This is a genomic window from Pseudomonas sp. HMWF006 (genome assembly GCF_003061205.1).
Lineage (GTDB): Bacteria > Pseudomonadota > Gammaproteobacteria > Pseudomonadales > Pseudomonadaceae > Aquipseudomonas > Aquipseudomonas monsensis.
Genome location: NZ_QAIU01000602.1, coordinates 1 through 1,465 on the forward strand (window position 1 = coordinate 1; position 1,465 = coordinate 1,465).

The 1,465-nt window shown below is 58.6% G+C and carries 1 protein-coding gene; it reads right to left on the reverse strand.

From position 1 onward, the window contains the following. Positions 1 to 1,218 (reverse strand): glycerol-3-phosphate dehydrogenase (gene glpD, locus DBR24_RS27925; protein ID WP_128616318.1); only part of this gene is annotated, 1,218 nt, incomplete at its 3' end. Between the last annotated feature and the right edge of the window lie 247 nt (positions 1,219 to 1,465).

A 1,465-nucleotide genomic window follows, 5' to 3' on the forward strand; every position in this document is an offset into this window, starting at 1 on the left:
CTGCGGGGTGCTCATGTCTTCGCCGCCGGGCAAGGTCGCTGTGGCGGTCCAGCTCGGGCGCATCTGGGTGAAGAACGGCAGCAGTTGCGCCATCGCCGATTCAGCCAGTTTGCGGTAAGTGGTCAGCTTGCCGCCGAACACCGACAGCAGCGGCGCCTCTTCGCCGCCACCGGACAACGCCAGGGTGTAATCGCGGGTCACGGCCGACGGGTTGTCGGATTCGTCGTTGCACAGCGGACGGACGCCCGAGTAGCTGTGCTGGATGTCGTCGCGGCTGAGCTGCTTTTTGAAGTGGGCGTTGACCACTTTCAGCAGGTAGTCGGTTTCACCGTCGGTGATCGCCACTTTCGCCGGGTCGCCGGTGTATTCGCGGTCGGTGGTGCCGATCAGGGTGAAGTGGTTCAGGTACGGAATGGTGAAGACGATGCGCTGATCTTCGTTTTGCAGAATGTGCGCGTGCTCACCTTCGTACAGTTTTGGCACGATGATGTGGCTGCCCTGAATCAGACGGATGCCGTACGGCGATTCCATTTTCAGGTCGTCACGGATGAACTTGGCAACCCACGGACCGGCCGCGTTCACCAGCGCTTTGGCGGTGATCGAAAACAGACTGCCGTCGGCACGTTCCAGGTTCAGGTGCCACAGGCCCTTGGCGCGACGGGCGCTGACGCAACGAGTCTGGGTATGAACGTGGGCGCCTTTTTCCCGGGCGGCCATGGCATTGAGTACGACGAGGCGGGCGTCATCGACCCAGCAGTCGGAGTATTCGAAGCCTTTTTTGATTTCGCTTTTCAGCGCACTGTCGGCGCCGAACTTCAGGCTTTTCGAGCCTGGCAGTTTTTCGCGCTTGCCGAGGTTGTCATACAGGAACAGGCCCGCGCGAATCATCCACGCCGGACGCAAGTGCGGACGGTGCGGCAGCACAAAACGCATCGGCTTGACGATATGCGGCGCCTTGGCCAGCAGCACTTCGCGTTCGGCCAGTGCTTCACGCACCAGACGGAATTCGTAATGTTCGAGGTAACGCAAGCCACCGTGGATCAGCTTGCTGCTGGCTGATGAGGTGTGACTGGCGAGGTCGTCCTTTTCGCAAAGGAACACCGAGAGACCGCGACCGGCGGCATCCGCTGCGATCCCCACGCCATTGATCCCGCCGCCGATCACGGCAATGTCGTAGATCTCGGAGAGAGGGGGCGTACGCAAGGTAGATGTGGACATCGGCTGGCCTCGGGCTCTTTTGATTTTCTGTTTGGAAATCGAACATTAATGTTCATTTGCGAAAATGGTAGCCGATAAACACGCGCACAGCCAGTCGACTTCGATTGAAAAAACTCATCGAAGGGCGGTTAAAAGAAAATTTTCGAACATTAACAGGCGGAGAAAAACCATTGTGGCGAGGGGATTTATCCCCGAAGGACTGCGAAGCAGTCCCAGAACCATGCAATGAGGTTCGACTTTGACAGGG